At 61.3% G+C, this 6,233-nt stretch carries 8 protein-coding genes and 1 pseudogene; 7 read left to right on the forward strand and 2 right to left on the reverse strand.

The window, feature by feature from the left end; genetic code table 11:
- The 3 genes from B3187_RS16540 to ruvX all read left to right on the forward strand — a co-directional run.
- A partial coding sequence (locus B3187_RS16540) for an energy transducer TonB (RefSeq protein WP_286807574.1) occupies positions 1–285 on the forward strand: 285 nt, incomplete at its 5' end.
- Positions 286–344: 59 nt separating this feature from the next.
- On the forward strand, positions 345–938 hold the full coding sequence (locus B3187_RS16545; RefSeq protein WP_193744967.1) for a YqgE/AlgH family protein: 594 nt from the start codon (positions 345–347) through the stop codon (positions 936–938).
- Position 939: 1 nt separating this feature from the next.
- Positions 940–1,344: a Holliday junction resolvase RuvX gene (gene ruvX, locus B3187_RS16550; protein ID WP_286807577.1), complete on the forward strand. Its 405-nt coding sequence runs from the start codon at positions 940–942 to the stop codon at positions 1,342–1,344.
- Positions 1,345–1,390: 46 nt separating this feature from the next.
- Here ruvX and B3187_RS16555 read toward each other — a convergent pair whose 3' ends face one another.
- Positions 1,391–2,536: a PilT/PilU family type 4a pilus ATPase gene (locus tag B3187_RS16555; protein WP_123638452.1), complete on the reverse strand. Its 1,146-nt coding sequence runs from the start codon at positions 2,534–2,536 to the stop codon at positions 1,391–1,393.
- Positions 2,537–2,555: 19 nt separating this feature from the next.
- On the reverse strand, positions 2,556–3,590 hold the full coding sequence (locus B3187_RS16560; protein ID WP_024461433.1) for a type IV pilus twitching motility protein PilT: 1,035 nt from the start codon (positions 3,588–3,590) through the stop codon (positions 2,556–2,558).
- 95 nt (positions 3,591–3,685) lie between these two features.
- Between B3187_RS16560 and B3187_RS16565 the strand changes: the two genes are divergently transcribed.
- From B3187_RS16565 to B3187_RS16580, 4 genes and pseudogenes are all read left to right on the forward strand, one after another.
- Positions 3,686–4,372 carry a YggS family pyridoxal phosphate-dependent enzyme gene (locus B3187_RS16565; RefSeq protein WP_286807580.1) on the forward strand — a complete coding sequence of 229 codons (687 nt, stop codon included), beginning with the start codon at positions 3,686–3,688 and terminating at the stop codon, positions 4,370–4,372.
- A 22-nt stretch (positions 4,373–4,394) separates the two neighbouring features.
- A complete protein-coding gene (proC, locus tag B3187_RS16570) occupies positions 4,395–5,222 on the forward strand; it encodes a pyrroline-5-carboxylate reductase (protein ID WP_286807583.1) in 828 nt (275 codons plus the stop codon).
- A 41-nt stretch (positions 5,223–5,263) separates the two neighbouring features.
- Positions 5,264–5,854 (forward strand): YggT family protein, encoded by a 591-nt coding sequence (locus tag B3187_RS16575; protein ID WP_286807585.1) that lies wholly within the window; start codon positions 5,264–5,266, stop codon positions 5,852–5,854.
- 142 nt (positions 5,855–5,996) lie between these two features.
- Positions 5,997–6,233, forward strand: a pseudogene (locus tag B3187_RS16580) (hypothetical protein); the annotation flags it as partial.

A 6,233-nucleotide genomic window follows, 5' to 3' on the forward strand; every position in this document is an offset into this window, starting at 1 on the left:
ATCGAGCGCACCGGCAACCGCCACTACCCCCAGGAAGCGCTCAACCGCCGGATCACCGGCAGCCTGCGCCTGTCCGTCGCCATCAACCCGGATGGCACCATTCACGAGGTCGAAGTGCTGCACTCCTCCGGCCACCGATTACTGGACCAGGCTGCGGTGCAGATCGTGCACCTCGCCGCCCCCTTCAACAGTTTCCCACCGGAAATTCGCCAGGAATACGATCGCCTGGAAATCATCCGCACCTGGAATTTCGAGATCGCCGGGCTTTCAACCTCCGCGGACTAGCCGCAGATTTTCTTGGTCCGCGCGCTTGTTTTCCCAGTGGTTTCCCCCATAATTCAGGTATGAACGAAAAAAGCCCTGCAGACACTGAAAAAGCCCTGACCGCCGGCAGCCTGCGCGACCACTTCCTGATCGCCATGCCCGGCATGCTCGATCGCAACTTTGCGCACAGCATCACCTACATCTGTGAGCACAGCGACGAGGGCGCCATGGGGCTGGTACTCAATAACGCCATGCCCCTGACGTTGGGCGATATCTTCAGCCAATTGGAGCTGGGGGATGAGCAGCACCTCGGCGACCGCACTGTGCTGGCCGGAGGCCCGGTTCAGGTAGAGCGCGGCTTTGTGGTCCACAACGATACCAGCCGCTGGCAGTCGACCCTCTCGGTGGCCGACGATGTCAGCCTCAGCGCCTCCAGAGACATCCTCGAGGCCCTGGCCGAGGGGCGCGGACCCGAGAACTTCATCATCGCTCTCGGCTATGCCGGCTGGGAAGCTGGACAACTGGAGGACGAAATCGCCGCCAACGCCTGGCTGACCATGCCCGCCGACCGCCACATCCTGTTCCACACGCCCAGCGAACAACGCTGGGCCGCCGCCGCGAACCATCTGGGGTTCGACCTCAACCTGATTTCCGCCACCGCCGGCCACGCCTGACGTGCAGTTACTGGGTTTCGATTACGGCCTGAAGAATATCGGGACGGCCACCGGCCAGACGCTAACCGGCACCGCCACGTCACAGCCTCCATTGAGAGCCCGCGATGGCGTACCCGACTGGTCCGAAGTGGAAGCCCTGCTCCGGGAGTGGCAACCGGAGCTGGTACTGGTGGGTTTGCCACTGAATATGGATGGTACCGAAAGCGAGCTGTCCGCCCGGGCACGCAAATTTGCCAAGCGGATTCACGGTCGGTTTGGTGTGGCGGTGGAAATGGTCGACGAGCGCCTGTCGAGCTTCGAAGCCAAAGGCGAGGTCATGGCCCGCGGCGGCTCCCGGGATTATGGCAAAAACCCCGTGGACTCCATCGCCGCGCGCCTGATCGTGGAAACCTTTTTAAACCGCTAAAAGGCTTTCTAAACCGCTACGGGCCTCTTAAACCGTTAGCGGGTGCTTAAAACACCCGTCCCCGATCTTCGGAGCCGTCGTCTTCAATCGACAGCTCGTCGGCGGCATGGGACAGATAAGTGGCATCCGTTTCCGAACCGAGCTTGATCAACAACCGCAGATCGTTGGGCGAATCGGCATGGGCCAGGGCGTCCTCGTAGGTGATTTCCCCGGCGTCATAAAGCTCGTACAGCGCCTGATCGAAAGTCTGCATACCCAGTTCGGTGGACTTTTTCATCAGCTCCTTGAGCTCACTGACCTCCCCTTTGCGAATCAGATCCGACGCCAGCGGCGTATTCAGAAGGACCTCGAGGCAAGCCCGACGGCCCTGACCATCCGGTGTCGGGATCAATTGCTGAGCCACGATGCCGCGCAGATTCAGGGACAGGTCCATCCACAACTGCCGGTGCCGGTCTGCCGGAAAAAAGTGAATGATCCGGTCCAGCGCCTGGTTGGCATTGTTGGCGTGCAGGGTCGCCAGACACAGGTGACCGGTTTCGGCGAAGGCGATGGCATGCTCCATGGTTTCCCGGGTACGGACCTCACCAATCAGAATCACGTCCGGCGCCTGACGCAGCGTGTTCTTCAGCGCGGTCTCAAATGACTCGGTATCAATGCCCACTTCCCGCTGGGTGATGATGCAGCCCTGATGCTGATGAATGAATTCGATCGGGTCTTCGATGGAAATGATATGGCCTTTGCTGTTGCGATTGCGGTGACCGATCATCGAGGCAAGCGAGGTTGACTTACCGGTGCCGGTCGCCCCCACAAACAGGATCAGCCCCCGTTTGGTCATGGCCAGATCCTTGATGATGTCCGGCAGGCCCAGGTCATCGATTTCCGGAATGGTGGTTTCAATGCGCCGCAGTACCATACCCGCCAGGTTGCGTTGATAGAACGCGCTCGCCCGGAAGCGGCCGATACCCCGGGCGCTGATAGCAAAGTTGAGCTCTTTCTGCTCGAGAAATTCCCGGCGCTGCTTCTCGTTCATTACCCCCAAAACTACCTCCCGAGCCTTCTCCGGAGGCAGAGGCGAGGCGGTGGCCGGAACCAGCTTGCCATTCACCTTGATGGACGGCGGAACGCCGGCGGTAATAAAAAGATCTGAGGCCCCTTTCTCGACCATCAGCGACAATAAGCGATCAAAATCCATAGCGGTGTCCCGTAATTATCTAGAAGTTTTCCGGCATCTTGGCTTTTTCCCGGGCCACGTCGCGATTGACCAACCGACGCGCCACCAGATCGGCCAGGCACTGGTCCATGGTCTGCATGCCCAGGGAAGCACCGGTCTGAATGGCCGAGTACATCTGCGCCACCTTGTCTTCACGGATCAGGTTGCGGATGGCGGAGGTACCCCGCATGATTTCGTGGGCCGCCACCCGGCCGCCGCCGTTTTTCTTGAGCAGCGTCTGGGAAATGACTGCCTGCAACGACTCGGACAACATGGAACGGACCATGGCCTTCTCGTTGGCCGGGAACACATCCACCACCCGGTCGATGGTCTTGGCCGCCGAGGTGGTGTGCAGGGTGCCGAATACCAGGTGACCGGTTTCCGCCGCGGTCAGTGCCAGGCGGATGGTTTCCAGGTCCCGAAGTTCGCCCACCAGAATGATGTCCGGGTCTTCCCGCAGCGCCGAGCGAAGCGCTTCCGAGAAGCCGTGAGTGTCCCGGTGCACTTCGCGCTGGTTGACCAGGCACTTTTTGCTTTCGTGGACAAATTCGATCGGGTCCTCAATGGTCAGGATGTGTTCGTATTTGTTGTCGTTGATGTAGTCCATCATCGCTGCCAGCGTGGTGGACTTGCCCGAACCGGTCGGGCCGGTCACCAACACCAGCCCCCGGGGCACCGCACAGATATCGCGGAACACACTGCCCATACCGAGCTCTTCCATGGTCAACACTTTGGAAGGAATGGTCCGGAACACCGCGCCGGCACCGCGGTTCTGATTGAAGGCGTTCACCCGGAAACGGGCCACGCCGGGCACCTCAAAGGAGAAGTCGGTTTCCAGGAATTCTTCAAAGTCCTTGCGCTGCTTGTCATTCATTATTTCGTAGATCAAACTATGCACCTGCTTGTGCTCCATCGGAGGCAGGTTGATCCGCCGTACATCGCCGTCCACCCGGATCATGGGGGGCAGGCCTGCGGAGAGGTGCAAGTCTGAAGCGCCCTGTTTAGCGCTAAAGGCCAGAAGTTCCGTAATATCCATACTGCTACCTTATTTGTGTTTCTGTGGTTTCAGTGGCCACTGAGGGGCCGGGCGCGACAGGAGCGCTCAGGCCGACAACCCCCACCGGGACAGATATGCCAAAGATAGACGAGAAGCTCCACAATGTCACCGCCCGCCTGACTGCGGCCGCCGAAGCCGCCGGTCGTCACCCCCAGTTTGTGAAGCTGGTCGCAGTCAGCAAAACCCAGCCCGCCGAGGCGCTGGAAGCCGCTTACCAGGCGGGACAGCGCCGCTTCGGGGAAAACTACCTGCAGGAGGCGCTGCCCAAGCAGGAGGCCCTGGCGCACTTACCCGACATTGAGTGGCATTTTATCGGCCCGATTCAGTCCAACAAGACCCGGGATATCGCCGAGCATTTTGACTGGGTGCACAGCGTGGATCGGCTCAAGATTGCCCAGCGCCTGAACGACCAGCGTCCCGCCCCGCTCGGTCACCTGAATGTCTGCCTGCAGGTGAACCTCGATGCGGAAGACAGCAAGGCCGGAGTCAGCCTGCAGGAACTGCCGGACCTGGCACGGAAGGTCAGCCAGCTACCCAATCTGAGCCTGCGGGGCCTGATGGCGATTCCAGCTCCACGGGAGGAGCAGGCGGCCCAGCGTGCCAGCCTGGCTCGACTGCGGCAGGCACTGGAGGACCTGCGGGCCCAGGGGCTCGCGCTGGATACCCTCTCCATGGGCATGTCCGCGGACCTCGAAGCGGCGGTCGCCGAGGGCGCCACCCTGGTACGGGTCGGCACCGATATTTTTGGCCCTCGAAGCTAATACCGAACCAACAGGAATGACTATGAGCAACACCCAACACCCCAATCTGGCCTTTATCGGCGCCGGCAATATGGCCCGCAGCATCATTGGCGGCCTGGTGCAGGAAGGCTATCCCGCCGAGCGCATCCGGGCCAGTGACCTGAACGGCGACGCCCTGGAGCAGCTCAGCCGCGATTTCGGTATCGGCACGGGCGACAACGCCGCGGTGGCCGAATGGGCCGAGGTGGTGGTGCTCGCGGTCAAACCCCAGGTGATGAAAACCGTCACCGAAGCCCTGCGGCCGAGCCTGGCCCACCATCCGCTGCTGATTTCCATCGCCGCCGGTATTGACGGGGCCAGCCTGAGTCGCTGGCTGGGCGAGGACCAGGCGATCGTGCGCTGCATGCCCAACACACCGGCCCTGGTCAAAACCGGGGCCAGCGGCCTGTATGCGAACCGCCACACCAGCCCCGCGCAACGCGAACAGGCGGAACAGATTCTGGGCGCCGTCGGAACGGTTCAGTGGCTGGAAGAGGAGCAACTGATGGATGCGGTGACCGCCGTCTCCGGCTCCGGCCCCGCCTACTTTTTCCTGGTCATGGAGGCCATGATCGACGCCGGCGTTCAGCAGGGATTGACCCGGGAGGCCGCCACCGAACTGACTCTGCAGACCGCCCTGGGCGCCGCCACCCTGGCCCGCACCAGCGATGTGGGTGTGGACGAGCTGCGCCGTCGGGTCATGTCACCGGGCGGCACCACCGAAGCCGCCATTGAATCATTCGAACGAGACGGCCTGCGCGACACCTTCCAGCGCGCCATGACCGCCTGCGCCGAGCGCTCGGTCAGCCTGGCCAAGGCCCTGGGACAGTAACCGACCCGCACCGCGGAACCCGACCGACAAGAGGAAACACCATGTCCACCTCGGCTGAAATTGCCATTTACATCATTCGCACCCTGGGCTCGCTGTACCTGATGCTGGTGATCCTGCGCCTCCTGTTCCAGATGGTGCGGGCGGATTTTTACAACCCCATTTCCCAGTTCGTCGCCAAGGCCACCAACCCGCTGTTGATGCCCCTGCGCAAGGTGATTCCCGGTTTTTTCGGTGTTGATCTGGCAGCGCTGGTATTGGCGCTGGCGGTTCAGTGGTTATTGATCCAATTGGTGCTGGTCATCGCCGGTCTCGGCTTTCTCAACCCGCTCTACACCATCGCCTGGTCCGCCATCGGTCTTCTGTCTGTGGTTCTGTCGATCTACTTCTGGTGCCTGATCATCTCCATCATCGCCAGTTGGGTCGCCCCCTTCAGTCAGCATCCGGCACTGATTCTGGTGCGCCAGTTGGTGGCTCCGGTCATGGCCCCCTTCCAGAAACTGATTCCCCCGCTCGGCGGCATCGATATCACTCCGATTTTCGCCTTCATGGTGCTGCACATCCTCAATCGCTACCTGGTGCCGGCTCTGGGGCAGAGCGTGGGCATGCCCGGAGGCCTGGTCATCGGCATGTAAGCCAACAGCCATCGCCGCGGACAACCGCTTGTCCGCGCGATCAGCCGCTCAGACCAAATCTCCTTGGTATCGAGTACCCGGACGTAGTCCAATACCGGCCCATAACACCAACACTCAAAACCACTCAGGACACAGGGCCACTATGGACACCCGAGCGCTGTACCGTCACATGAGTCACTACCACCTCTGGCGTCAGGATCTGAGCCAGCGGCTGCGTCGCTTCGAACACTGGGTCCAGACCCACGGACTGGTCAGCGATGAGGTGCATCAATGCCTGGTTCAGGCCCGCCAGTTACTGGGCAGCAATGATTTCACTCTGGTCTGTGTCGGGGAGTTCTCCCGGGGCAAAACCGAGCTGATTAACGCCCTGTTGATGGAC

It is taken from the genome of Marinimicrobium sp. UBA4209, assembly GCF_002381585.1.
Lineage (GTDB): Bacteria > Pseudomonadota > Gammaproteobacteria > Pseudomonadales > Cellvibrionaceae > Marinimicrobium > Marinimicrobium koreense.